This window comes from Bacillus sp. CIS52 (genome assembly GCF_053545315.1).
Genome location: NZ_JBIUFR010000001.1, coordinates 989,653 through 1,013,104, shown reverse-complemented (window position 1 = coordinate 1,013,104; position 23,452 = coordinate 989,653). Strand labels below are relative to the sequence as shown.

25 protein-coding genes are annotated in these 23,452 nt (G+C 46.3%); 20 read left to right on the top strand and 5 right to left on the bottom strand.

The features are described from left to right. The first annotated feature begins 86 nt into the window (after positions 1-86). The 11 genes from yhbH (at position 87) to ACH32G_RS04635 (ending at position 9,028) form a co-directional block, all read left to right on the top strand. Positions 87-1,259, top strand: a complete 1,173-nt coding sequence (gene yhbH, locus ACH32G_RS04685) for a sporulation protein YhbH (RefSeq protein ID WP_016938433.1) — start codon at positions 87-89, stop codon at positions 1,257-1,259. A gap of 193 nt (positions 1,260-1,452) precedes the next feature. Continuing rightward, on the top strand, positions 1,453-1,917 hold the full coding sequence (locus ACH32G_RS04680; RefSeq protein WP_016938432.1) for a MarR family transcriptional regulator: 465 nt from the start codon (positions 1,453-1,455) through the stop codon (positions 1,915-1,917). Positions 1,918-1,953: 36 nt separating this feature from the next. Continuing rightward, a complete protein-coding gene (locus ACH32G_RS04675; protein ID WP_007610259.1) occupies positions 1,954-2,619 on the top strand; it encodes an HlyD family secretion protein in 666 nt (221 codons plus the stop codon). Between the two features lie 40 nt (positions 2,620-2,659). Continuing rightward, complete coding sequence (locus tag ACH32G_RS04670) at positions 2,660-4,255, top strand: MFS transporter (RefSeq protein ID WP_016938431.1); 1,596 nt, start codon at positions 2,660-2,662, stop codon at positions 4,253-4,255. A gap of 24 nt (positions 4,256-4,279) precedes the next feature. After that, entirely contained in the window at positions 4,280-4,813 is a 534-nt protein-coding gene (locus ACH32G_RS04665) for an NAD(P)H-dependent oxidoreductase (protein WP_016938430.1), read from the top strand. Between the two features lie 12 nt (positions 4,814-4,825). Further along, positions 4,826-5,197, top strand: coding sequence for a hypothetical protein (locus tag ACH32G_RS04660; protein ID WP_016938429.1), 372 nt, complete (start codon positions 4,826-4,828; stop codon positions 5,195-5,197). Positions 5,198-5,316: 119 nt separating this feature from the next. After that, the gene (locus ACH32G_RS04655; protein ID WP_095241024.1) at positions 5,317-6,084 is read left to right on the top strand and encodes a hypothetical protein; all 768 of its coding nucleotides are present in this window, start codon (positions 5,317-5,319) and stop codon (positions 6,082-6,084) included. A gap of 2 nt (positions 6,085-6,086) precedes the next feature. Further along, positions 6,087-6,464 (top strand): GntR family transcriptional regulator, encoded by a 378-nt coding sequence (locus ACH32G_RS04650; protein ID WP_049628808.1) that lies wholly within the window; start codon positions 6,087-6,089, stop codon positions 6,462-6,464. Next, on the top strand, positions 6,454-7,170 hold the full coding sequence (locus ACH32G_RS04645) for an ABC transporter ATP-binding protein (protein WP_064778281.1): 717 nt from the start codon (positions 6,454-6,456) through the stop codon (positions 7,168-7,170). Before ACH32G_RS04650 ends, ACH32G_RS04645 begins: the two co-directional genes overlap by 11 nt. Next, positions 7,171-8,088, top strand: a complete 918-nt coding sequence (locus ACH32G_RS04640) for an ABC transporter ATP-binding protein (RefSeq protein ID WP_327813782.1) — start codon at positions 7,171-7,173, stop codon at positions 8,086-8,088. It abuts the gene before it with no gap. Further along, complete coding sequence (locus ACH32G_RS04635) at positions 8,081-9,028, top strand: ABC transporter permease (protein WP_264819899.1); 948 nt, start codon at positions 8,081-8,083, stop codon at positions 9,026-9,028. Before ACH32G_RS04640 ends, ACH32G_RS04635 begins: the two co-directional genes overlap by 8 nt. An 86-nt stretch (positions 9,029-9,114) precedes the next feature. Here the strand turns inward: ACH32G_RS04635 and cspB are convergent, their stop codons facing one another. After that, positions 9,115-9,315 (bottom strand): cold shock-like protein CspB, encoded by a 201-nt coding sequence (cspB, locus tag ACH32G_RS04630; protein ID WP_003155376.1) that lies wholly within the window; start codon positions 9,313-9,315, stop codon positions 9,115-9,117. A 973-nt stretch (positions 9,316-10,288) separates the two neighbouring features. Then, positions 10,289-11,368, bottom strand: a complete 1,080-nt coding sequence (locus ACH32G_RS04625; protein ID WP_045927058.1) for a GGDEF domain-containing protein — start codon at positions 11,366-11,368, stop codon at positions 10,289-10,291. A gap of 151 nt (positions 11,369-11,519) precedes the next feature. On the opposite strand from ACH32G_RS04625, the gene ACH32G_RS04620 reads away from it, so the two are divergent. Continuing rightward, the gene (locus ACH32G_RS04620) at positions 11,520-12,911 is read left to right on the top strand and encodes an L-cystine transporter (protein ID WP_016938422.1); all 1,392 of its coding nucleotides are present in this window, start codon (positions 11,520-11,522) and stop codon (positions 12,909-12,911) included. 208 nt (positions 12,912-13,119) lie between these two features. On the opposite strand, the gene ACH32G_RS04615 is transcribed toward ACH32G_RS04620, so the two are convergent. Continuing rightward, positions 13,120-13,719, bottom strand: a complete 600-nt coding sequence (locus ACH32G_RS04615; RefSeq protein ID WP_366969632.1) for a hypothetical protein — start codon at positions 13,717-13,719, stop codon at positions 13,120-13,122. Positions 13,720-13,863: 144 nt separating this feature from the next. Here ACH32G_RS04615 and ACH32G_RS04610 point away from each other — a divergent pair, with 144 nt between their 5' ends. Next, positions 13,864-14,406: a YhcN/YlaJ family sporulation lipoprotein gene (locus ACH32G_RS04610; protein WP_016938420.1), complete on the top strand. Its 543-nt coding sequence runs from the start codon at positions 13,864-13,866 to the stop codon at positions 14,404-14,406. Positions 14,407-14,530: 124 nt separating this feature from the next. After that, entirely contained in the window at positions 14,531-15,433 is a 903-nt protein-coding gene (locus tag ACH32G_RS04605) for a hypothetical protein (RefSeq protein WP_029575337.1), read from the top strand. Here ACH32G_RS04605 and ACH32G_RS04600 read toward each other — a convergent pair whose 3' ends face one another. Continuing rightward, on the bottom strand, positions 15,434-16,096 hold the full coding sequence (locus tag ACH32G_RS04600; protein ID WP_448814044.1) for a spore coat protein: 663 nt from the start codon (positions 16,094-16,096) through the stop codon (positions 15,434-15,436). A 194-nt stretch (positions 16,097-16,290) separates the two neighbouring features. Between ACH32G_RS04600 and ACH32G_RS04595 the strand changes: the two genes are divergently transcribed. Together ACH32G_RS04595 and ACH32G_RS04590 are read left to right on the top strand one after the other, a co-directional pair. Continuing rightward, positions 16,291-18,324: a 5'-nucleotidase C-terminal domain-containing protein gene (locus ACH32G_RS04595; protein WP_448814043.1), complete on the top strand. Its 2,034-nt coding sequence runs from the start codon at positions 16,291-16,293 to the stop codon at positions 18,322-18,324. Continuing rightward, positions 18,321-18,917: a class D sortase gene (locus tag ACH32G_RS04590; RefSeq protein ID WP_448814042.1), complete on the top strand. Its 597-nt coding sequence runs from the start codon at positions 18,321-18,323 to the stop codon at positions 18,915-18,917. The genes ACH32G_RS04595 and ACH32G_RS04590 overlap by 4 nt, the downstream gene beginning before the upstream one ends. On the opposite strand, the gene ACH32G_RS04585 is transcribed toward ACH32G_RS04590, so the two are convergent. Beyond that, positions 18,914-19,822 (bottom strand): RluA family pseudouridine synthase, encoded by a 909-nt coding sequence (locus ACH32G_RS04585; RefSeq protein ID WP_448814041.1) that lies wholly within the window; start codon positions 19,820-19,822, stop codon positions 18,914-18,916. The two genes, ACH32G_RS04590 and ACH32G_RS04585, sit on opposite strands and share 4 nt — an antisense overlap. Positions 19,823-19,932: 110 nt before the next feature. Between ACH32G_RS04585 and ACH32G_RS04580 the strand changes: the two genes are divergently transcribed. The 4 genes from ACH32G_RS04580 (at position 19,933) to ACH32G_RS04565 (ending at position 23,230) form a co-directional block, all read left to right on the top strand. Further along, entirely contained in the window at positions 19,933-20,328 is a 396-nt protein-coding gene (locus ACH32G_RS04580; RefSeq protein WP_016938415.1) for a DUF5365 family protein, read from the top strand. Between the two features lie 130 nt (positions 20,329-20,458). Further along, positions 20,459-20,881, top strand: a complete 423-nt coding sequence (locus ACH32G_RS04575) for a CBS domain-containing protein (protein ID WP_016938414.1) — start codon at positions 20,459-20,461, stop codon at positions 20,879-20,881. A 128-nt stretch (positions 20,882-21,009) separates the two neighbouring features. Beyond that, entirely contained in the window at positions 21,010-21,699 is a 690-nt protein-coding gene (locus tag ACH32G_RS04570; RefSeq protein WP_016938413.1) for an HAD family hydrolase, read from the top strand. Further along, complete coding sequence (locus ACH32G_RS04565; protein ID WP_016938412.1) at positions 21,692-23,230, top strand: bifunctional GNAT family N-acetyltransferase/carbon-nitrogen hydrolase family protein; 1,539 nt, start codon at positions 21,692-21,694, stop codon at positions 23,228-23,230. Before ACH32G_RS04570 ends, ACH32G_RS04565 begins: the two co-directional genes overlap by 8 nt. Positions 23,231-23,452 lie beyond the last annotated feature (222 nt).

The following is a 23,452-nucleotide window of genomic DNA, read 5'->3' as shown; positions in this document are numbered from 1 at the left end:
AAATCTTTTCGCCGGACTTGTTTCATAAACAGGACCAAGCCGGAATACACATATAAAACGACCATAACGGTTAAGGAGGGGAATTCATGTCCCGTAATGACAGCGGAAATTTTTTGATTTCAGAGGAAGACTGGTCCCTCCATCGCAAAGGCTTTGACGACCAGCAGCGCCACCAAAAGAAAGTACAGGAAGCGATAAAAAACAACCTTCCGGACCTTGTCACTGAGGAAAGCATTATTATGTCCAACGGAAAAGATGTCGTGAAAATCCCGATTCGTTCGCTTGATGAATATAAAATCCGTTATAACTATGATAAAAACAAACATGTCGGCCAAGGTGACGGCGACAGCGAAATCGGCGATGTCGTCGCCAGAGACGGCGCAGATAAAAAGCAGGGGGCCGGAAAAGGCCAGGGAGCCGGCGATCAGGCAGGCGAGGATTATTATGAAGCCGAGGTCTCATTGATGGACCTGGAAGAAGCGCTGTTTCAAGAATTAGAACTGCCGAATCTGCAGCAAAAGGAAAGGGACAATATCGTTCATACCGATATTGAATTCAATGATATCCGGAAAACCGGGCTGACAGGGAATATTGATAAGAAAAGAACGATGCTGTCTGCCTATAAACGAAACGCCATGTCAGGCAAGCCGTCGTTTTATCCGATTTATCCGGAAGATCTGAAATACAAAACATGGAATGATGTGACGAAGCCGGAATCGAAAGCTGTCGTTTTAGCCATGATGGATACAAGCGGTTCGATGGGCGTATGGGAAAAGTATATGGCGAGGAGCTTCTTTTTTTGGATGACACGTTTTTTACGGACAAAGTATGAAACGGTAGATATCGAATTTATCGCCCACCACACGGAAGCGAAGGTGGTGTCGGAAGAAGATTTCTTCTCGAAAGGCGAGAGCGGGGGAACCATCTGCTCCTCCGTCTACCGGAAGTCTCTTGAATTAATTGATGAAAAATATGACCCCGCCCGCTACAACATCTATCCGTTCCATTTCTCAGACGGGGATAATTTAACATCGGATAACGCCCGATGCGTAAAGCTCGTCAATGACATCATGAAAAAATCAAATCTGTTCTGCTACGGTGAGGTCAATCAATATAACAGGCATTCCACCCTCATGTCCGCCTATAAAAACGTCAAAGATGATAAATTTAAATATTACATCTTAAAGCAGAAATCAGACGTATTTCAAGCGCTGAAAAACTTCTTCAAAAAAGAGGAAGCGGGGGTAAGCAAAGCATAAGTATTAAACATAAAGCCGAGTGAAGAATCGTGCGGCCGCGGTTCTTCACTCGGCTTTTTTTAATTAAAAATAAAGAGAAAAAAAGGCATAAAAAAAATCCTTAAAAAATAAAACTTTTCTCTTTACAAATCTTCTTTCATTTATTAATATTTTATCTTGTGAACTATTATTAAGGGAATGAGGTGAAAATACGGTGATTGAATCAGAGCTTGCTTTGCTCAGTTTTGAACAGCTGTTTGATACTTCCAGATCAATTTACAAAAAGCAGAAAATGATCTTGGAGACAGTTCTTGAACCTTTTGATATTACAGTCCTGCAGTATCTGCTGATGTTCAAAATACATAAGAGCAAAAGCACGCAGCTTTCAAGGCTGGCTTTGTCGCTTGATCTGAAACCGGCGTCTGTCACGAGAATGACCGATATTCTGTATAAGCGCCGATTAATGGTTCGGAGCGACTATCACGACGACCGGCGTGTTGTTATGATTCAGTTAACCGAAGAGGGGGAAGAACTTCTAAAGACAGCTGCTGTTCAATACGCCGAAAAAGCGGCGGTCTTATACCGGCAGCTCAATACCGCTGAACTGCAGTACCTGCGCAAGCTGGCGGAAAGTTTAACGAAGCTTGCAAACGGCTGTGCAGTGAAAAACGGAAAATAAAAAAATCCCCACATATTTTTATCATCATTCCACAAAATGATAGAGGAAGAAACGAAAGGAGAAAACAAAATGAACAGAGGACGTTTAATTCTGACCAACATTATCGGTTTGATTGTTGTTCTTGCAATTATAGGCGGAGGTGCTTACTACTATTATCAAAGCACGCACTATGTAAAAACCGATGAAGCAAAAGTTGCCGGCGACATGGCTGCTATCACAGCTCCTGCTGCGGGTAAAGTAACTGACTGGAACCTTGATGAGGGGAAAGAAGTAAGTAAAAACGACGTTGTTGCAAAAATCAAAGGACAGCAAAATGCTGACGTTAAAGCCATCATGGATGGAACAATCGTGAAAAACGAAGTGAAAAACGGCCAAATGGTGCAAGCCGGTACGACAATTGCCCAAGAAATTGACATGAAACACCTTTACATCACTGCAAACATTAAAGAAACTGACATCAGAGACATTGAAGTAGGAAACAAAGTAGACGTCATTGTTGACGGTGACCCTAATACAACATTTGACGGAACTGTAGAAGAAATCGGCTATGCGACAAATTCAACTTTTGATATGCTGCCTTCTTCAAACTCAAGCGGCAACTACACAAAAGTAACGCAAAAAGTTCCTGTTAAAATTTCACTCAGCAACCCATCTGACAAGGTGCTTCCTGGTATGAACGCATCTGTAAAAATCTCTGAATAATACAGATCAGTCATCAAACCATGAAGGGAGGTTGTCTTAGGTGGCTAAATCAGATAATCAAGTAAAAAGTCCTAAAACATTGCTTATTGTGCTTATGGCCGGGTTATTCCTGGCGATCTTGAACCAAACGCTTCTTAACGTGGCGATGCCGCACTTAATGACCGAGTTCGGTGTGAGTGCGACGACGATTCAGTGGCTGACGACCGGATACATGCTGGTCAACGGTGTTTTGATTCCGTTATCGGCCTTCTTAATTACCCGGTTCGGGCAAAGAAGCCTCTTTCTCGTAGCCATGTTCTGTTTTACAGCGGGAACGTTAGTCTGCGGAATCGCGCCTAACTTCTCAACCATGCTGATCGGCCGGTTAATTCAGGCGGTCGGCGGCGGTATCTTGCAGCCGCTGGTCATGACAACCATTCTGCTTATCTTCCCGCCTGAAAGCAGGGGGAAAGGAATGGGGATTTTCGGTCTTGCGATGATGTTTGCTCCGGCGGTCGGACCGACTCTTTCCGGCTGGATCATCGAGCATTACACATGGCGCATTATGTTCTACGGCCTTGTTCCGATCGGGGCGATCGTTATTGTCATAGCGTTTTTCCTCTTTAAGAACTTGGTGGAACCGCAAAAAATCAAACTCGACAGCTTGGGTGCGATTCTGTCCATTGTCGGATTCGCCTCATTGCTTTACGGAGTCAGTGAAGCGGGAAGCGACGGCTGGGGAGACCCGATCGTTCTGTCTACCGTTATTGTCGGTATCATCGCGATTGCCGCGTTTGTCATTCAGCAATTGCGCTCTGAAAAACCGATGCTTGACTTCCGGGTATTTAAATATGATATTTTCTCACTTTCCAGTGTGATTAACATCATTATTACCGTTGCGCTTTACACAGGAATGTTCCTGCTTCCGATTTACCTGCAGAACTTAGTCGGCTTTACGGCGCTGCAATCAGGCCTCTTGCTATTGCCGGGAGCGATTGTCATGCTGATCATGTCGCCGATTTCCGGTATTCTGTTTGACAAAATCGGTCCGAGACCGCTTGCGATCGTCGGGCTGGTCATTACGGTCGCAACGACATTCCAGTATACAAAATTGACAATTGACACACCTTATACGCATATCATGCTTGTCTATGCCATCCGCGCATTCGGTATGTCACTGTTAATGATGCCTGTAATGACAGCCGGAATGAACCAGCTTCCGGCACGGTTGAACAGCCATGGCACGGCGATGAGCAACACGCTCCGCCAGATCAGCGGTTCAATCGGAACAAGTTTGATCACAACGATCTATACGAACCGCACGACGATGCATTATTCGCAGATTGCGGATAAAACAAGCACGGCAGATCCAAGCTTCATGCAGTCGTTCCAAAGCGCGGTTTCGAATTTAATGGTCAACATGAACATGTCGCTTGATGCGGCGAAACAAACCGTTTATGCCTATCTATACAAAACGGCTTCACTTAATTCCAACGTTATGGGAATTAATGACGCGTTTATGTGGGCGACGATCTTTGCGGTTATCGGTGTAGTCTTGAGCCTGTTCTTGCGTGACGTACGGAAAGACAAACAGCGGGCGAAGAAAAAAGAGGAGCTGTCATTGCTTCCCGCCCCTAAAGAAGTGAAGGAATCTTAATCATCTGAATGGGAGGTTTCCTGAATGAAAATTTACGTAGTATACGATAGTGAAGGCGAACACACAAAATACCTTGCCGAAGCCATTGCGGAAGGAGCAAGTGAAAACGCTGATGCTGAAGTCTTGATTGACCATGTCGATCAAGCTGACATCCGCAAGCTGAAAGACATGGATGCGATTATCTGGGGATGCCCTGGACACTTTGGCACCATCAGTTCAGGCTTAAAAGCGTGGATCGACAGACTCGGCTATTTGTGGGCTGAGGGCGAACTGATTGATAAAGTCGGCGCCGTATTCTGTACGACTGCGACAACCCATGGCGGATTAGAAATGACAATGCACAATCTGATCACTCCTATGTTTCACCAAGGCATGATTGTTGTCGGTCTTCCCGGCAACGTTCCTGAAAATGCGCTGTACGGTTCTTACTACGGCGCGGGCGTCACATGCCCGGTTGACAGCGATGTGCTGATGACGGAAGAAGGCCTTCAATTAGGCCGTGCGCTTGGCAGACGTGTCAGCCAGGTCACAGGTAATCTAACTGCCGGACGACAGTAAGGAGAGGGTTATATGGCCATTATTATAGCGGTTATTGCTGCTGTCATTGTGATTGCACTTCTTATCACATTCAATGTCCGCAGCACTTCTGCAGGACAGGATGTCAAAGAAGAAAAGAGAGAAGCGATCGGCACTACAGCCGAACAGCCGGAAAAGCATGATCCGGCCGAGGAACGCTCAGCCGAGCATGTTCCCGTCGTTGTAAAATCTGAATCTCCCCGCGAGAAAAAGAATACAATGGGCGATGATGTGTACCGTCAGGCGCTTCAGAAGTTCAAGACTTCTGAGACGGATCAGGAAACAACAGATCCCGAAAGCGGCGGCAAAATGCAGGATAGCAGCTATCGTGATGCGCTGCTCTCCTTAAAAAACAAAAAGAAGTAACGGAAAAGGCAAATCTGCATAAGGGCGGATTTGTCTTTTTTTTATTGAAGATATTGTAATTTGTGATGATCTAGTGTACTATGTGACTCATACACTGGTCCCGAATGGAGAGAGAAAGAATGACATCGTTTTTAGGTCTGCTGAAAAAAGATGCGAAGGTTTCATGGGTCTGGCTGGCGGTTTGGGTTTGCGGCATGATCTTCTGGGCGGCGGCAGCCCACGTTATTGCTGTCCGTCAGAAAGAACCGCTCGTCATTTTCGGCTTTTTTGCGGCAATGGGGTTTTTTCAATTTCTTGCGGCGCCGCTTTTTATGTACTATCACCTCCACAAAGAAGGGAAAAATCAGCTGTGGCTTTACAATCCGAATGGCGGGTTTTATCTGCTGGCTTCCAAGCTGACGGCCTCACTGCTGTATCAGTTTATCGGGCAGCTGGCGCTGACCGGCTACGGTATTTGGATGTACCGGATGCTTGCTGCAAAAGGAGCGCTGGAACACACCATTCCCCTGGCCGGCACATTAACAGGACTGAATGCTTACCTGCTGATCAGCTCAGCGTACTTATCTGTGATCGTGGCCGTATTTTGGACTGTTTTTCACTCGTTAAAACATTTCCCCGTTCTCCGCTGGGTGATCTGCATCGTGCTTGCGTTTGTCTGGGCCTATATTGACGATAAACTCATTACGCCTTTCACTTCATCTCAACATGATTTATGGCCGGTAAAAGTGTATGCGAATTTTGAAATCCATTATACAAAATTGGCCGGCTGGACGATGGAGCTGAAGGCCGTCCACATCTCGCTTTTCAGCTTCCTGGCTGTGATTGTGCTTGCGGCGCTCTGTCTCGCGCTGGCCTCAATGCTGCTGAATCGCAAGGTTGAGGTGTAATGATGAAGCGTGAATTTCAATCATCAAAGCCGATTTATCTGCAAATTGCCGACCGTGTATATTACCGGCTGATACGAAACGAGCTTTCGCCGGGTGACAAACTGCCGTCCGTAAGAGAGATGGCCGTGCAGATGAAAGTGAATCCGAATACGATACAAAGAACGTACAGTGAAATGGAAAGGCTGGGGATCGTGGAAACGAGAAGAGGACAGGGAACCTTTATAGCTGAAAGACCCGATCTGAAAGAAGAGCTGAAAGACAGGCTGACAAAAGACGTATTCAAACGCTTTATTCAGGAAATGGCGGAGCTTGGGTTATCTCCTGAAGAAATGCTCGACGGGATCAAACAATATGCGGAGGAAGCAGACGATGAATCTTGATTTTGAACACGTTACAAAAAAATACGGCCGCAGGCTCGCGGTCAGCGATGTATCATTTTCATTGTCTCCGGGTAAGATCTACGGAATATTAGGACCGAACGGAAGCGGTAAATCAACAACGCTGAAAATGCTTGCCGGGCTTGCATTTCCCACCTCGGGTGCTGTTCGGATCGGCGGACGTGCCGTAAGCCGGAAGATGCTTTTTCGTACGGCTTATTTAACCGAACATGATACGTTTTTCGCCCGGACGACTGTCGGTGATATGCTCACATTTTATCATTCACAATTCCCGGATTTTCAGCTGGAAAAAGCACGGAATCTATTATCGGAAATGAATCTCTCAGCGGAGCAGAAAATAAAAGAGCTGTCTAAAGGCAGCAGGGGCAGGCTGAAAATCGTCCTGACCCTGTCGAGAAAAGCATCCGTCATTTTGCTGGACGAGCCGTTTTCCGGTCTGGATCCGGCGGTCCGGGAGTCAATCGTCAACAGTCTCGTATCGTATATTGATTTTGACAGTCAGATCGTAGTCATCGCCACACATGAGATCGATGAGATTGAGACGCTTTTGGACGAAGTGATGGTGTTCAGAAAAGGGAAAATCGCTGAACGGCGTGAAGTCGAAGAGCTCAGGGAGCAGGAAGGAATGTCCGTACTGCAATGGTATAAAAGCATTATGCAGGCGTACGAAAAAGAAGGGGGATTCTAATTGGAAACAGTATTGGAATTGCAACAGGTAAAGAAAACGATTAAAGGACGAACGATTATTCATGATCTGAGCTTCTCCGTCCGGGCAGGCGAAGTGTTTGGATTTTTAGGGCCGAACGGAGCGGGGAAAACGACTACGATCAGAATGATGGTCGGATTAATGAAACTGTCTCATGGAGACATCGTAATCTGCGGAGAATCCATTACGAAGAACTATGCAAAAGCGGTCAGGCATATCGGAGCCATCGTGGAAAACCCGGAGCTGTACAAATTCCTGAGCGGCTATAAAAATTTACAGCAGTACGCAAGAATGGTAAAAGGCGTTACGAAAGAAAAGATAGATGAGGTCATCGAGCTCGTCGGATTACAGGACAGAATTCATGACAAAGTAAAGACCTATTCTCTCGGGATGAGACAGCGCCTCGGCCTTGCTCAGAGTCTGCTGCATAACCCGAAGGTGCTGATTCTGGATGAACCGACAAACGGCCTTGATCCCGCCGGTATCAGGGAAATCAGAGACCATCTGAAAAAGCTGACACGGGAAAAAGGAATGGCGGTTATCGTCTCGAGCCATCTGCTGTCCGAAATGGAATTGATGTGCGATCGAATCGGAATTTTGCAAAAAGGAGAGCTTGTTGATATTCAAAAGGTAAGAGATGAAGGAACAGAAGAAAAAGATACATACTTTTTCCATATTGAACAAAGGGAAGAGGCGCTTGCCGTCCTGAGTCAGTTTGACTGTGTGAAGCAAACAAACGGCTTTGAGATCAAGCTGTCAAAACAGGAAGTGCCTGATGTGATTTCACTTCTCGTCCGTGAAAATATCCGCTTATATGAAGTGAAAATCATAACAAAATCTTTAGAAGACCGTTTCCTGGAAATTACCGGCGGGACGAAAGAGGAGGCTCAATATGCTTAAACTGATCTATAATGAATGGATTAAAATCTTCAGCCGTGTCGGCACGTGGGCTATGATTGTGATTTTAGGCCTTGCGATGACCGGCTTTGCACTTCTGTCAAACCATTTCACCTCGAGCGACGCCAATCCGAATTGGAAGCAGGAGCTCCAGGGTGCAAACAAAGAAATGAAACAGCAGATAAAGGAAACCGGAAATCAGACTGTCATTGATAGTCTGAAACAGAATATCGCGATAAATGAATACCGTATGGATCATAATATCCCCGAGGATACAGGGTACACAGTGTGGTCATACGTAGCTGATTCTTCGATGATGACGGTTTTGACCGGCCTGTTCACGATTATCATCGCAGCAGGCATCGTGGCGAATGAATTCAACTGGGGAACCATCAAACTGCTGGCCATCCGTCCGCTCAGCCGTTTTCAAATTTTGCTTTCTAAATATATGACGGTGCTGCTGTTCGGACTGCTGATGCTTGTGATTTTATTTGCGGGTTCCGCTCTGTTGGGATTGCTCTTTTTCGGTACTGGCGGAGATACTGCGGCCAATGTCCAACTCGTATACAAAGACGGCCGTGTTTTTGAACAAAATATCATCGCCTTTCTCGCTAAAACATATATCTATGAATCTGTCTCCGCTTTTATGCTTGCGACGATGGCGTTTATGCTGTCTGCGGTATTCCGGAACAGCTCGTTAGCGGTCGGATTTTCTATTTTTCTATTGGTTATGGGAAACACGGCGACTATATTTCTTGCCACGAAATTTGAATGGACGAAATATATTTTATTTGCGAACACGGATTTGTCGCAATATATGAACGGGACTCCTTTAGAAGAGGGGATGACGATGACATTTTCGGTTGTGATGCTTGTGATTTACTTCATTATTTTTATGGCGCTCGCATTCGGCGTCTTCTTAAAACGGGATATTGCGACCTGATGTAAAAAAGCTGTTTTGCCTAGGCAAAACAGCTTTTAGGTATAAAAAAAACCGCCGGCTTGCACCGGCAGGTTTTTTTAAGACATTTATGCTTTTGTTACGTTAGCAGCTTGTGGTCCGCGGTTTCCTTCAACGATTTCGAAAGAAACAGATTGGCCTTCTTCTAAAGTTTTGAAGCCTTCGCCTTGAATAGCAGAGAAGTGAACGAATACATCGTCTTGACCTTCTACTTCGATGAATCCGAATCCTTTTTCAGAGTTGAACCATTTTACTTTACCTTCTAACATGAAATTTCCTCCTAAAGCGACATAACGCTTAAATTCACTATTCTTGCTCTAAAACAAACTTCCAAGACGAAAACTCTTGCAAAACTTTCTTCTTAAAGATAGTTCGAACAAAAATAATTACCTTTACTCTACCAGTAATCCGGAGAAAAAACAACTGCTAAATGTAACTTTTTTTGAAATAACATTTTTTAAGTCGAAATCGCGCGGATACGGAAGGCTGATCTGAGATTGAACAGCACATTTTGCAGCTCATAAAAGCCGCTCTCTACAACCTTAACTTAATCATGAGCCCGAATGCATGGTGCAGTGCTGCACTGCAAATAAAAATAGGGAGGGAGTAGGTCATCTTGAAGCTGCGGATTATAAAATAGTCTGCTTCTCTTCATTTTGACCATGCCGCTTACTTCATGCCATGCTCCCGCTTGAAATCGAGCCATTACTATCAGAATCAATGTATGTCATCCATTTATCTGGGGATTTGTTGCAAAAAAGTCGGAGAGGAAGGATTGAAACTTTCATTGGTAACATTTCGGATTATGCCCAGGCTGATTTGGCACATTGTCGGCGGGGATTTTGATGCCAATACATTTCAAACCGTTGCTTATTTTAAAAGTTTGCCGACTATTGGAAAAAAGAAGCTGCCCCTTTAGGAACGACGTATGCGGCGTGTATTCGGCATTTATTCCAAGCAGTATAAACGGCTGAAGGATATACCGGACGGAGCGGTGATGATCGTGTCTGATGAAACGGCGGGCTGATTACGTAGAAAAGGCGTGAAGCAGCAGTTTTCACCAAAAAAAGCAGGATTTCATGCGGAAAAGGACGCGCTGATCTGGCCGGCGCAGAAGATAAAGTTGATAAGCGGATGCAAAAACTCCTGTCTTTGTATCGAATATCAGGGCAGCCTGATTCCCGTTTTCCAGGCGGGCGCCGTTGTCACTGAAAAGAAAGAATGATTCCCCCTCTGCGGCGATCATTCTTTTTTTTCAGTGCTGCACACTTGATTGCGTCCTGAGGTTTTCGCTTTGTACAGCATCCGGTCTGCGATCAGAGGCAGGGTCTGCGGATCCGCCGTATTTGTCGGATAGTGCGCGATGCCGATAGAAACGGTCACGAAAATTGTATCTCCGCTCGTCAGCAGAATCGGGTTCCCGTCCATCGTCTGCCTGATTTCTTCTGCGAGGTGAAGCCCTTTTGTATACGTGCAATTCGGTATAAGCACCGCAAATTCTTCGCCGCCGATACGGGCTGACGGATCAGAACTGCTGATTAAGAATCTCAGCCGCGTCCCTAGTTCTTTCAGCACTTGATCACCTTCATAATGGCCGTATTGATCATTGATCTGTTTAAAGTGATCAATATCTAAATAAATAAGCGCAAGCTGAGATGAGGCTGATCGAGATGCCCGGTCGTACAGGAGGCGCGAGATCTCCTCGAACTTTCTCTTATTAAAAATCCCAGTCAGAAAATCATAATTCGCTTGAAACTTGTATTTCTTGAATAAAAGGCGGGCATCGGCTTCGTGTTTGATGATATACAGTGACAGCATTCCGCCCAAAGTGGAAATGAGCCAATAATAAACGAGGGTCCCGGCAGGCTGTTCAGGCACAAGCAACAGCAGCGTCAGGGTGAAAATAACGTTTGAGAAAAGCAGCATAACGAACGCCTTTTTGCGATCCGGCTTTTTTCCTCTGAGGACGGCCACAGAAAGTATGGCAATAATCCCGACTGCTGCAATGGAAAAAATGGCGCTGGCATTGAAATTGATCAGGATACGGCCTGCCACGATAATCGCAAAGGCAACTGCCGTAGACACCCAGCCTCCGTAAAGAGCGGCGATGATAATCGGGATATTTCTGAGGTCAATGATAGAATCAGAGTAAGAAAAGCCGAAAGCAATCAGAAAAACCCCTAAAAGCCCGCAAGCCGCCCCCTTCAGTAATTGAAACATCGGACGGTCTTCTTTATACGACAGCGACTCTTTAAAAAGAAGGGTGAAGAGATAATTAAATGTGATTAAAATCGTCAAATTAAGAAACAGTTCCTTCAGCATAACAATCACCCTTATATAAGTTACTAAAGAAAGGGTGGAAAGAAAAGAGAAAAGTCTATAAAAATACATATATTGTAAAATCATACTTGACCGATCGGAATTCATATAATATAGTGTTTAAGGATAATGAGCAAGGGAGTGTTTACCTGTTTTGGAGAATTTATTTGTAGTCTTACATGTTTTCATTATGCTTTTGCTTATAGCAGGTCTGTTTGTGATGCAAAAAAAACACGTTTCCTTTTCTAAACGTGTCTTTACCGCGCTCGGATTAGGCATTGTATTCGGTTTTGCACTGCAATTGATTTACGGGCCGGCTTCACATATCGTGACACAAACAGCTGATTGGTTTAATATCGCCGGCGGCGGTTATGTCAAGTTGCTTCAGATGATCGTCATGCCGCTTGTCTTTATTTCCATTCTGGGCGCATTTACGAAGCTGAAACTGACCCATAACATCGGAAAAATCAGCGGCCTGATCATCGGAATTTTGATCGCCACGACAGCAATTGCTGCGGCAGTCGGAATTGTTTCGGCGCTTTCCTTTGATCTGAAGGCCGTTCATATCGACCAGGGAAGCACTGAGCTATCAAGAGGCCAGGAGCTTCAGCAAAAATCGGAGGATATGACGGCTAAAACGCTTCCTCAGCAAATCGTTGAGCTTCTGCCGGGAAATCCGTTTCTTGATTTCACCGGGGCCAGACCGACTTCCACCATCGGAGTCGTTATTTTCGCCGCTTTTCTCGGCATCGCTTTCCTTGGCGTGAAACGGAAGCAGCCGGAGCACGCTGCGACATTCAGCGGAATTGTCGATGCGGTTTACGCGATTATTATGCGCGTCGTGACATTAATTTTAAGACTGACGCCTTACGGGGTGTTGGCGATTATGACGAAAACGATCGCGACAAGCGACATCGACAGCATTGTGAAACTGGGGATGTTTGTGATCGCATCATACGCCGCGCTCATCGTCATGTTTATCATTCACTTGCTGCTGATTACGTTCAGCGGTTTAAATCCGATCACATACGTGAAAAAAGCATTTCCGGTCATGGTGTTTGCGTTTACGTCCCGTTCAAGCGCAGGGGCTTTGCCGCTCAATATTAAAACACAAAAAAGCATGGGCGTACCGGAAGGAATTGCGAACTTCGCCGGTTCATTCGGCTTATCGATCGGTCAAAACGGCTGTGCCGGCATTTATCCGGCAATGCTCGCGATGATGATTGCGCCGACAGTGGGGCAAAATCCGTTTGAACCCGGATTTATTATTTCGGTCATCGCGATAGTGGCAATCAGTTCGTTCGGTGTAGCAGGCGTTGGAGGCGGCGCGACTTTTGCAGCTCTTCTCGTCTTATCCGCTTTAAACATGCCTGTTGCGCTTGCCGGGCTGCTCATCTCAATTGAGCCGTTAATTGACATGGGGCGCACTGCCTTAAATGTCAGCGGCAGCATGACCGCGGGACTGTTAACAAGTAAAATGACGAAGGAAACCGATACCTCGGTTTACAATGATTCCTCAATCGTCATTGAAGCTGAAGAAGCTTAATAAAAAGAGGATCATCAGCAAAAACCAGCCATGGCGCATCACTTTGCTGTGAGCCGCACTGCATGGTTAGCAAGTTCTTTCCTCAATCTAAAAAGCCTTAACTTCACCTGAAGTTAAGGCTTTTTTAGCGGGAAGCAACATTATCCGCTCCCCGGCATTGTGATTAAGGGAACTTCTTCAAATCGTTAAAAAACGAATTCGCGTATTTTTAATGATTTCCGGGTTCCAGATCTTCCAGCATATTCATTACGGTGCTGTCATTTAAAACATTTACCGCGCTTTCTTCAAAGTGAATCGGCTCCGTATAGTGAGGCTTTGCCGGAGTCTCTTTTCTGCGGTCTGCCTGTCCGTCCGTATGGCTCCGGCTGTGTTCATGAGACGATGAAGATGAGCCGGAGTGTTGGCGGGAAGTCTGCTCATGCCGCTGTCCGCCGGATTCTCCGCCGAAAGCCTGCTTAATCATCTCGGCAGGCTGCATGGAGCCGTCTTGTGAGTGCCGGGCTTTGTCAGTGTGCCGCTGTCCGCCGGATTCCCCGCCGAAAGCCTGTTTGATCATCTCGGCGGGCTGCATGGACCCGCTTTGTGAATGCCGTGCTTTGTCCGTGTGCTGCTGTCCGCCGGATTCTCCGCCGAAAGCCTGCTTAATCATTTCGGCGGGCTGCATGGAGTGTGCGTCATCTTTATGCTGCGTTCGGCCTGAAACCATTCCGGTGATTTTGCGGCGGATTTCCGGTGATAAAGCTGCAATCAAAAGTGATGAGCCGATCAGCAGCGCTGTCGGGCTGATGCCTCTTTTTTGTCTGAACAAGTTAAATCCCTCCTCATTCTATTGATTACATTTATCTTTTCCTTTCCTTCTGATATTTATCCAAACCGCTCAGAATGCAAACGGCGTGCATAAATCCAGCCGAATAGAAAAACCTATACGTAAAGTGAGAAAGGAGGAATTCACATGATAAAAAAACAAGCAGTTATCTCTGCCCTTCTTCTGCCGATGCTGATTACCGCAGGGTGCAGTATGGGAAACCAGGGAGAAGGAAAACGAAATGACAACCGCACCCAAAATGTAAATTACCGCAACACGCCTAACGACGGTGCGACAAATATGAATACAGGGAACCGTCATAACCAAAACACCGCAGATCACAATAACAACCGTAACCTGAGGGTTGCTGATAAAGCCGCAGACAAGGTGACTGATCTGAAAGAAGTTAAAAATGCAACTGTAATCGTTGCCGGAAACAGCGCTTATGTTGCCGTTGTTTTGACAAACGGGCAAAAAGGCGCCATTGCCAACCATTTGAAAAATAAGATAACCGATAAGGTGAAATCAGCCGATAAACATGTCCGGACAGTATATGTATCAGCGAATCCGGATTTCGTGGAACGTATGCAAGGCTACGGAAAACGAATCAAAAACGGTCACCCGGTATCCGGTCTGTTTGATGAATTCGGCCAAATGGTGCAGCGTGTATTCCCAAACCCCAATAAATAAATGAATGAATGGAAAAGCCGCATTTGCTGCGGCTTTTTTATTTTATCTGCCGTCACGGCCAAACCTTCCGGCGCATAAAGTAAAGAATAAGATGAAAAATTGAAGGATCGGGGAGGGAGCTTGTTTGCGTGACGGCATGGGGAAACGGGCGGCATTCACTCTGATCCTGTGCGGAGTCCTTGTCATATTGGCTGTCAGTTCAGCCGTTTCAGTCAGTTTGATGTACGTCCTGTCAGGCCAAAACAGCCGCTCTGTTCCGACGAAGGAACAAGTGACTGAACACATGAATAAAGAAATTTACAAACATACAGCGATTTACTATACGGCGGATGAAAAACCGCTCTTGGATCTGACCAAGCTTACGTTAGATTACGCAAAGCGTATCAATCAAATCATTGTCGGCTATAAAGGAACAGCGCCTCTTGAACTTATTTTCTTTGCGGATGAAGCTGAAATTGAGCAATATTCCGGCTTGAAAAACGTAGTCGGTTTTTATTCAGAGCAGGAGCAGATGATGGGGCTTTTGCCTGAAGAGAAAAAACAGCTTCTGAAAAAAGATGAGCTGGCCGTTTTTATGTATAAACAATTGATTATACATGAATATACGCACTATGCGTTTCATCAAAAAACGCGGCAAATGGGGACATCTACGTCTGAATTTCCGCTTTGGTTTCATGAGGGGCTGAGCGAATGGGTTGCGCATTATGATGTAGTCATTGATCCGATTGCATTTTCCGTCGTGCCGTTTGATCAATTAACGACCGACCGAAAATGGCAGAAATCGCGGATGGAATATGAGACGGATGTATATTTGCAAAGCTTCTATATGATAAAGGATTTAACCGATACATTCGGAGAAGGCATTATTTTAACCATTATCAACAAAACCGCCGAAACACAGGATTTTGAAAAAGGCTTTGAAGCGGCCACGAAAGAAACCCTGAGACAGTTTGAACGTGATTTCACAAAAACATATGAAAAAAAGAAAACGGCATTGGAGAGTCGGGTATCCAACGCCGTTTCTTAATCAATGCAGGTTTTGCGGCTGTCCCATTTGTCCTTTAATCGGAGGCATTTGCGGCTGTCCCTGAGCCGGGGCAAATGAATTCAGCATCGTCTGCATATCTTGTGCATTAAGCTGAGGAACCTGATAATAACCGTGTTTGTTTTGGTACAAGAAGATTTCAAATGCCATTTCAACATATTGCTGAATTTGGGCGGAGAGCACTCTTCTTGTCACGGGATTGGTCATTTCAAGCGAGCTCATCGTCAAAAGAGAAGCTTGAGCTTTAATCAGGCCGAGCATATGACCGCTTATCCCGAGATCTTTGACATCATTTAATGATTGATTCGGTTTTTTCGGCTGTGTCGGTTTTATGCCGTACACGGCTTGGTTCTGTTCCTTCATCATATATGTCGAAGTTTCCTGAGAAGGCTTTTGGCCGGTCTTAAAGCATTCTGCCGTCAGATTATAAAGTCCGAGAATGAATTGGTATTGGCGGTCAAGAATATCCGCCAGCTGCTGATCCTGTATAAATTGTCTGAGCATCATAAATTGATCCAGGACGCCGACTGTTCCGGCCAGGACTTCATGCATATCGAAAAGCTCATGTCCTCCATGATTCACTTGCGGTGAACCCGGCATCCCCTGATTTACTGGCGGCTGCTGCTGATTCTGCTGCTGTTCCACTGATTGTTTTCCTCCTTCATGTCAAATCATCATTAAGATGTGAAAAAAGCTGATCCGTTATACATACAGACCTATTTCGTTACATGGGGACTATTTACTATTTTGCGCCTGTGAAGACAATCTTTACAAAAAAAGTGGTGTGATTTTTAAGAAAATAAGCTAACGTATTTCTTAGAAGACAAGGGGGGAAATGAATGAAGAAAAAAAGGGGGATGCGTCTTTCGTGCTGTGTGCTGATGGTTTGTTTTATGGTCTCCGGCGTGAAAGATGCGGCAGCAATCGGACAAGCCGGACTGCTGAATGAGAGTGGAACGGATAAGGCGTATGAAGAACAGCAGACTGAAGACACCGGCCGTGTCCCGCTCAGAATCATCAGCATGAATGATCTGCACGGAAAAATTGATCAGCAATATGAGCTTGATCTTAACGGAGATGGTAAACCGGATGGCACGTTCGGCCGAATGGATTACGCTGCGGCGTACATTAAAAAAGCAAAAGCCGAAAAAGAACACGCCTTCGTGGTGCATGCGGGCGATATGATCGGGGGCAGTTCTCCCGTGTCAGCCCTTTTTCAAGATGAACCGACAGTAGAACTGATGGAAGACATCGGGTTTGACGCCGGGACTGTCGGCAATCATGAATTCGATGAAGGAACAAATGAGCTTAAACGGATCATCAATGGAGGAGATCATCCGGACGGAAAGGGGACAAGCGGTTATGACGGCCAAAATTTCCCGCTCGTCTGCGCCAACTGTAAACTGAAATCAGGTGAGTCCTTTCTTCCGCCGTATGAAATCAAATACGTTTCCGGAATTCCGGTTGCATTTATCGGAGTTGTAACCAGATCGGCAGCAGGAATGGTCATTCCGGACGGTATTAAAAACATCACGTTTACGGATGAGGTAAAAGCCGTCAATGACGCCGCCGCTGACCTGAAGAAAAAAGGAATTAAAGCCATCGCCGTGCTCGCCCATATGTCTGCTGAACAAAACGGCAGTGCGATCACGGGAGAAGCCGCAAAGCTTGCCGGCGGGACAGACTCAGAGATTGACGTAATTTTCGCTGCGCACAATCATAAAGTCGTAAACGGAGAAGTCAACGGCAAGCTGATCGTGCAGGCATTTGAATACGGAAAAGCAATCGGAATCGCCGATCTTGAACTTGATAAAGAGTCGAAGGATATCGTGAAAAAATCAGCGGAAATCCAATATATCGACCAAAGTAAAATCAAGCCGGACCCGGATGCGGCAGGCATATTAAGCAAATATGAAGAGAAAGTGAAACCGATTATCAGCGAAACGGTCGGGGAAGCGGCCCATGATATAACGGGCGGCTATTCAAATGACGGCGACACGGCGCTTGGAAATCTGATTGCCGACGGTATGAAAGCGAAGATGAAATCCGATTTTGCGCTAATGAATGGCGGCGGCATCCGGGACGGCATAAAAAAAGGGCCGATTACATGGGGAGACCTTTATAATGTTCAGCCGTTCGGCAATGTGCTGACGAAGCTTGAAATCAAAGGAAAGGATTTGCGGGAGATCATCAATGCGCAAATTTCTCCGGTTTACGGACCGGATTACAGCATCAGCGGATTTTCCTATACATGGAACCCGGAAACCGGAAAAGCGATTGATATGAAAATGGCAGACGGGACAGACATACAGCCCGAGAAAGGATATACATTAACAGTCAATCAATTTATGGCAACGGCAGCGGGGGCAAAATACGGCCCGATCGGGAAACTCGGCAAGAATCCGGTGACGGGGCCTGAGGATTTGGAAGCGACAGTAGACTATGTCAAAAGCTTTTCCGCTCCGATTTCTTATCAAACCGACGGCCGCATCCGCACGGCATCAGCAGCCGAAACACCTGATGACACCGACAGTCAGCCGGGAAAAGGGGAAACACCGGGCGACACCGGACCCGATAAAACAGAAAAACCCCAAGCGGAAAAACCCGCTAAAAACCCGGATGCTGCAAAACAGCCTGACCAAGCCAAAAAGCCAGAGCGTCCCGTTATAAAAGAAACAGCTTCCGAAACCCGTCCGTCATCGGCTGCAAATCCGGAAAAAAGCACAAAACAGACTGAAAGCGGCTCACAAAAAGGCCGCCCGTTGCCTGATACTTCAGCGGGCAGCTATCAGACGGCACTGGCCGGACTGGTGATCACAGGCGCCGGCGTATACTGGCTTTTCAGAAGGAAAAGGAGCAACCGCACACCATGAATAAACTGAAACATATTCCGCTTCTTGTCATCATCATCGGTGTCATCGTCACATGCTATGGAAGCTGGAAGATCGTCGATTCACACATGAAGACAAACCAATCGCTTGAAGAAGCAAAAAAAGCGACCGAACCCGTTTTGGCAAAGAAAGAAACGAATAGAGCCGCTTTGGCGCAGCGCAAAAAAGAATTTCATCCTAAAACAGGTGAAGCAAGCGGTATTTTAGAAATCCCTAAAATCGATGCTGAGCTCCCGATCGTGGAAGGGACTGACGCAGACGATTTAGCAAAAGGCGTCGGCCATTACAAAGACAGCTTTTATCCGGATGAACACGGCCAAATCGTATTATCCGGCCACAGGGACACGGTGTTCCGACGGACCGGCGAACTGAAAAAAGGAGACAGGCTGAACGTGATGCTGTCTTACGGCGCGTTTTCTTATAAAATCAGCCATACAAAAATCGTCAGCCGGGATGATACGTCCGTCATCACCCTTCAGCATGAGCGGGAGGAACTGATTCTGACCACTTGCTATCCGTTTTCTTACATCGGAAATGCACCGAAACGATATATTATATATGCTTACCCGGTTTAAGAAAAGTAGGTGTCGGTAAAGTGTGCCAGATCAGCGGGCATCGGCGCTTCGGCGATGATTTCTTCTCCGGAGACCGGATGGACGACGCTGACCTTTTTGGCGTGAAGCGCCTGTCTGTGAAACAGCGCCCGGCTTCCGCCGTACAGGTCATCTCCCGCTAACGGATGGCCGATGCTTGCCATATGCACTCTGATTTGATGTGTTCTTCCGGTTTCCAATTCAAGTTCGATCAGAGAAAGCCGCGCGCCGGAATGATAGCCTTGTACCTTGTAATGGGTAACGGCGGCTTGTCCGCCGGGTGAGACGCGCCGTCTGACGGAATGTGATCTGTCGCGGCCGATCGGCGAATCAACCGTGCCTTTTTTCGGCGTCACTTTTCCTTCCGCTGCGGCGATATAGGTGCGTTTTAATGTTTTGGTTTCAAGCTGCCGGTCGAGGATGGCATGAGCCAGGCGGTGCTTGGCAAAAACGACCGCACCTGACGTGTCCCGGTCAAGCCGGTGAACGTGGCGGACTTTCGCTTGTTCGCCGTTGATTTGAAAATGGTAAGCGATCAGATTGCTGAGGGTTCCGGTCTGACCCTCTTCATTCGGATGAGTCGGCATTCCCGCCGGCTTATTTGCAATCAGCATATGATTGTCCTCAAATAAGATTTCCGCTTCCCCGTATTCCGGGATCACCGATGACTCCGTTTTTTCCTGAAGATCAATGAACAGGCGGTCTCCGGCTTTCAGGATGATATTGTTTTTGGGAGATGTTCGATTGACCTGAATGCTTTCTTGGTTCATCCATTCGGTTATCACGGGTTTTGATGCCTGAAATTCTGATTTCAGGACTGAAAACAGCCATTGTCCGGCGTGCTTTTCCGTTATCAGAAGTTCCAGCCCGCGGTCATTTTGTTTCATATCATAAAGCTCCTTTTTCAAGCGGAAAGCGGCTGTTTCAATAGGAAACACTTACCTTAGCTTTCGCGTTTTTTTCTGTGCTATTCTTGATAAAGATTAAGGATATTCACATGGCAAGAAAGGTGATTGATGTGAGAATTGTCAACGCAGCGACTGACGGACAAGAGAGCGCGATACAAGAGCTTTCCTCTGAATTGTTCCAAAATGTCTTTCCTCTTTATTTCTCCGAACTGGAAATTCAGCGCTTTAAAAAAAGGGGCGTATTGTCTTTACAAAACCAACTTTACCAAGGAACGTTAAAAGAAGCATTTCAAATTATGGCTTGTCTGCAAACGGTACATATCATGCTGTCAAAGCCGCACGCGGTATATGATGCTAAAGAGCGGGCGCTGTTTGATAAAAATTGCGCTTTGCTGAATGATTGCGGAATGAATTTTCCGTTTACCTATGATGATTTCGAGACAGGAGCCGAATCAGAAGCCTGCGGTCACAGAAGGCTGATCTGATGGATGTAAAGAGCCTTTTTACAGGCTCTTTTTTGCTTCTTTGACATGATACCACAATTTCTTTCCTCTAACTCCCTTTATAATGAGACAAATCCCCGAGCATAATAAATGGCGAAAGGGGTGCTTTACAATGAGTTCAATCAAACAATCAATGACTACCCACGTGGCTACCGTTTCTCCCAATCAAACGATTCAGGAAGCGGCCGCGCTGATGCATCAGCATAATGTCGGAGCGATTCCCGTCGTTGACGGAGGGGAATTAAAAGGAATGCTGACAGACCGTGATATCGCATTGAGAACAACGGCTCAAGGCCGCGACGGCCAAACACCTGTTTCGCACGTGATGTCTTCTAAAGTAGTATCCGGAAACCCGGAGATGAGTCTTGAAGAGGCGTCACACCTGATGGCCCAACACCAAATCCGCCGCCTTCCCATTGTTGATCAAAATCATTTGGTCGGGATCGTTGCGCTTGGAGACTTAGCGGTCGATCAGCGTTCAAACGAGTCTGCGGGAGCAGCTCTTTCTAATATTTCCAGCCAAAACTCACAGTAACGGATCAAGAGAGCTTGCATTCATGCAGGCTCTTCTTTCCGTCCGAATGTTACATTTTGAACGCGGAAGAAATTCACGGTATAGTGTATACATAGGTCACAGTACGTTAACTAAAGGAGCTGTAAGCAGTGATAAAAGCATTAATCTTTGATTTTGACGGGTTAATTTTAGATACAGAAACCCATGAATATGAAGTGCTGCAAGAAATGTTTGAAGAACACGGATCGACATTGCCTTTATCTGTCTGGGGAAAGGTGATCGGAACGGCCGCGGGGTTTAAGCCGTTCGCGTATTTAGAGGAGCAGCTGGGAAGAAAGCTCGATCATGACGAACTGACGGCGATCAGGCGCGCGCGCTTCCAACAGCGGATGAAAACGGAAACGGCGCGTCCCGGAGTGGAGGCTTATTTAGCCGCAGCGAAAGAATTAGGATTGAAGGTGGGGCTTGCTTCAAGCTCAGATTTCAAATGGGTATCGGGCCATCTGAAGGAGTTAGGCCTGTTTGATGAATTTGAAGTGATTCAGACGGCGGATGACGTAGAAGAAGTGAAGCCGAATCCGGAACTCTATTTGAAAGCGGCGGAACATTTAGGCGTCGAACCTTCCGAATGTCTTGCCTTTGAGGATTCCGTCAATGGCTCAATCGCAGCCAAACGTGCCGGCATGAAATGTGTGATCGTACCGAATAAGGTAACAAGCACCCTGTTGTTTGAAGAATACGATCACAGACTCGAATCGATGGCGGAAATGGAACTTGAATTACTTTTACAGCGCTTGAACAATCAAAACGAATCGGCAGGAGGAAGCGGCATTGTCTGAGAAACTTGATCTGACCCGTTTTGAAAAGAAAATGGTCATACGGAACATGGAAGAGAAAGATATCAATAAAATTATTGAGCTGCAAAAGGATTGTTTCCCGGGGATGGAGCCTTGGGAGCCTGAGCATTTAATCAGCCATCTCGCGCATTTTCCGGAAGGTCAGTTTTGCGCCGAGTATGAAGGGGAAATTATCGGATCATGCTCCAGTCTGATCATCAATTTCGATGAATACGATGACCGCCACACATGGCAGGACATTACAGACGACGGTTACATCACGAACCACAATCCGGACGGAATGAACCTGTACGGAATTGAAGTGATGGTGCATCCGGCATACAGACGGATGAAGATCGGACACCGGCTGTATGAAGCGAGAAAAGACCTGGCGAGACGATTAAACCTGAAAAGCATCATTATCGGCGGACGGATTCCGAATTACCATAAATATGCGGAAGAAATGACGGCGAGAGCCTATGTCGAACAGGTGACGCGCCATCAGATTTATGATCCGGTGCTTTCCTTCCAGCTGATGAACGGATTTACGCTCATGCGGATCAATCCGAATTATCTCCCGGATGACACCGCGTCCATAAAATATGCGACATTAATGGAGTGGAACAATGTCGATTACCTGCCGCAGTCGAAGCGCTATTACAAATCGGCATTTCCGGTGCGTATTTGCGTCATTCAGTATGAAATGAAAAAGATTTATTCCTTCGAGGAATTTGCCAATCAGGTTGAATATTATGTGGATGTGGCTTCCGATGCAAGATCTGATTTCGCGGTATTTCCGGAGATTTTCACGACGCAGCTCATGTCCTTCCTCGAGGAGCGTTCTCCGAGCCTTGCCATTCAGAGGATTACCGAATATACAGAGGACTATATCAGCCTCTTTACAGATCTCGCGGTGAAATATAATGTCAACATCATCGGCGGCTCCCATTTCGTTGAAGAAGAAGGGAAAATTTATAACATCGCTTACTTATTCAGACGTGACGGCACGATTGAAAAACAATATAAGCTTCACATTACGCCGAATGAGCGGAAATGGTGGGGCATCAGCGCCGGAGACAGAGTGCGCGTATTTGATACGGACTGCGGAAAGATCGCCATTCAGATCTGCTACGATATTGAATTTCCGGAGCTTGCGAGAATTGCCGCGGATCAAGGGGCGAAAATTATCTTTACACCGTTCTGCACTGAAGACCGCCAAGGCTACTTGCGCGTAAGATACTGCTCTCAGGCGAGAGCGGTTGAAAACCAAATTTACACTGTCATCTCAGGTACGGTCGGGAACCTGCCGCAAACAGAAAATATGGACATTCAATACGCACAGTCAGCCATTTTTGCTCCGTCTGATTTTGAATTTGCCAGAGACGGAATCGTCGGTGAAACGAACCCGAATATCGAAATGGTTGTGATCGGGGACGTTGACCTTGAAATTTTAAGAAGACAGCGTGAAAACGGAACCGTGCGCCAGCTGAAAGACCGGCGTAAAGACATCTACCGGATTACGCATCTTAAATGAAGAAAGCCCGCTCCGGTTTAAGGAGCGGGTTTTTTTATAAAAATACTTGCACCGTCCCCGGTTTCGGGATATGCTCTTGTAGCCCTTTCGCTTTCTTGGAGAAAGCGTTTTTTTAATTGCCGCCGCTTTATTGACTCGCCCATGCCGCGCCTTTATATTCTTATTAAGAGGAAAACTTCACCAAGAGAATCGGCGTCAGAAGCCGGGCAGCTTTCGATACAG